Here is a 2,877-nt window from a genome sequence, read left to right as displayed (position 1 = left end):
CTTCCTGATGAAGGGCGCCACCGCCGCGGCCGAGACGCGCCATTACCACGTCTACTTCGACGTGGCCACGGCCAACCACCCGTCGGCCACCTTCCCGGCCCAGGTCACGCTGACCGAGGTGGCCCACAAGGGCTACGCCAGCCTGCGCGTCCAGACCGCCGGCGCGGAGTACTTCTACCACAAGCCGGGCGGCGGTTTCGCCACCCTGCTGGATGCCAACAACAACGACTGGGTGAACTGGAACACGGCCGCCGGCGGCGCGGGCGACTACCGCGGCATCCCCAACATGGTGCACCCCAACGACGGCGGCTACTTCCACCCCGGCCGGAACAGCGTCACGACGACGATCCTCGGCCAGGGGCCGCTGAAGGCCAGCTTCAAATCGGTCAGCAGCAACAACGCCTGGGCCGTGCAGTGGGACGTGTTCCCCGGCTACGCGCGCATGACCGTCCTGAAGGCCCCGGCGCTGAACTACTGGTTCCTCTATGAGGGGCCGATCGGCGGCCAGCTCCAGCCGGCGACCGACAAGATCACCCGCTCCGACGGCCAGAGCATCCCCGCCTCCGGCACGCTGACGACCGACATCCCCGGCGACGAATGGGTGTTCGTGACCGATCCCGGCGTCGGCCGCTCGCTCTACCTGGCCCACCACCAGGAGGACACCAGGATCGACGGCTACTACGCCGACACCGACAAGATGGCCGTCTTCGGCTTCGGCCGCAACGCCAATCAGCGCCTCCTGAACGGCCTGCCGCGCCAGTTCACCTTCGGCTTTGTGGACGCGACGGCGATCAACGGCGTGCGGCCGGCGGTCAACGGCGCGTTCAAGCCGCTGGCCGTCACCGGCGCCAACGACGAGGACGGCGGCGGCGACCCGACCTGCGACAGCCAGCCCTACAGCGTCTACTTCAGCCCCAAGGGCAACAGCTCGCTGGGCGGCGTCAGCCTGGCTAACGAGGACGTGGTGCGCTACAACGCCTCCACCTGCCAGTTCGACAAGGTGTTCGACGGCAGCGTGCTCGGCCTGCCCGGCGCGGCCAACGTCGACGCCCTGGCGCTGAAGGACGGCGACCTCTACCTGAGCTTCGCCGCGCCCCACCCCGTGCCCGGCATCGCCGGCGCGGTGGACGACAGCGACGTGATCCGCTACGACGGCGCGGCCTACTCGCTCTACTTCGACGGCTCGGCCTATGGCCTGACGGTCAACAACGAGGACGTGGACGCCATCGCCTTCGACGAGACGGGGGCGCTGCTGTTGAGCACGGTGGCCGGCTACACGGTGGCCGGGCTGCCGGCCGGCGGGGACGAGGACTTGCTGCGCTTCGACGGCGCGGCCTACTCGCTCTACTTCGACGGCTCCCACAACGCCGGGCTGACGGCCGAGGACATCGTTGGCGCGTCGGTGGCCGGCGGCGACGTGTACCTGAGCTTCCTGGACGGCTTCAACGTCAGTGGCGTGCGCGGTAACGCGCTGGACGTGGTCAAGTGCGTCCCGGCCAGCCTGGGCGCGGGCGCCACCAGCTGCGCCTACACCCTGTTCTGGGACGCCGCCCTGGTCGGCCTGCCCGCCTTCGACGCCATCGACGTGGCACTCAATCCGTAGGAAGAAGAGCTCACGCAAAGAACGCAAAGAAGCAAAGAGCGCAAAGAAAGAGATTCTTCTTTGCGCTCTTTGCTTCTTTGCGTTCTTGGCGTGAGCCTCTTTTTTCTTGCCGGATCGCGCCATTCAGCGGATGATTCCGCCCCATGACAAAAGCCATTGCGGTAGTACTCGGAGCGTTGGCTTTGCTAGGGCTGGCGCTGCTCGCGGGACAGGGTGGGGCGGCCGGACAGGCCCCCACGGATGACTGGTGGGATGCGCGCTGGGCCTATCGCCTGGCGATCGACGTAGAGGCGGCCGGCCGCGCCCGCGCCGATAAGCCGGTGGAGGTTGACCTCAACTTCACCGACCTGCTGGCCGCGGCCGGCCAGAGCGGGCCGTTCGACCCCGCCTCGCTGCGCGTCGTCGAGGTGGACGGCGGCGCGGTGGTGGACGACGCCGTCGTCTTCCAGTTCGACCCCACGGACGACTTCGACCCGGCGACCCAGGCCACCGGCGCGCTCGTCTTCCTGATGAGCGGCGCGACGCCAGCCGACGCCACCCGCCACTACCACGTCTACTTCGACGTGGCCGGCGGCGGCTTCACTCCGCCGGTGTTCCCCGACCTGGTGGAGTTAACGGAAGTGACCGACGCCTATAATTTCGCCGCCTACCGCGTCGCCACACCCAACGGCGTCTACGTCTACCACACGACCGGCGGCGGCTTCGCCTCGCTGTTCGACGGCGACGAGAACGACTGGATCAGCTGGAACCCCGCCGCGCGCGGCGCGGGCGACTTCCGCGGCGTGCCCAACATGGTGCACCCCAACGACGGCGGCTACTTCCACCCCGGCCGGAACCTCGTCACCAGCGCCATCGAGCGCGACGGGCCGCTGCGGGCGACCTTCCGCTCCGCCAGCCCGGACGGGTTGTGGGTGACGCGCTGGGAGGTCTTCCCCGGCTACGCGCGGCTGACCGTGTTGGCGGCGGCCGAGGGCGAGGCGTACTGGCTGCTCTACGAGGGCACGCCCGGCGGCCTGCTGGAACTGACGACCGACACCGTCACCCGCTCCGGCGGCGCGACGACGCCGGCCGGCCAGGCGTGGACGGGCGATTTGGCAGGTGAGGAGTGGGTCTACTTCAGCGATCCGGCGCTGAACCGCTCGCTGTTCACCGTCCACCACACGCAGGATGACATCGTGGACTCCTACACGCCCGACAACCTGGGGCTGATGACCATCCTGGGCTACGGCCGCAGCGGCAACGCCCGCTTCCTGAGCGGCGCGCCGCGCCAGATG

The 2,877-nt window shown here is 69.1% G+C and carries 2 pseudogenes; both read left to right on the top strand.

The window, feature by feature from the left end:
- Window positions 1-1,603: pseudogene (locus ACE3UY_RS01015) on the top strand (hypothetical protein); the annotation flags it as partial.
- Between the two features lie 143 nt (window positions 1,604-1,746).
- Window positions 1,747-2,877 (top strand): annotated as a pseudogene (locus ACE3UY_RS01010) (hypothetical protein); the annotation flags it as partial.

It is taken from the genome of Promineifilum sp. (SeqCode), from assembly GCF_041918635.1.
GTDB lineage: Bacteria > Chloroflexota > Anaerolineae > Promineifilales > Promineifilaceae > Promineifilum.
The sequence above is the reverse complement of the archived record's forward strand: the minus strand, read 5'-3'. Positions and strand labels throughout refer to the sequence as shown.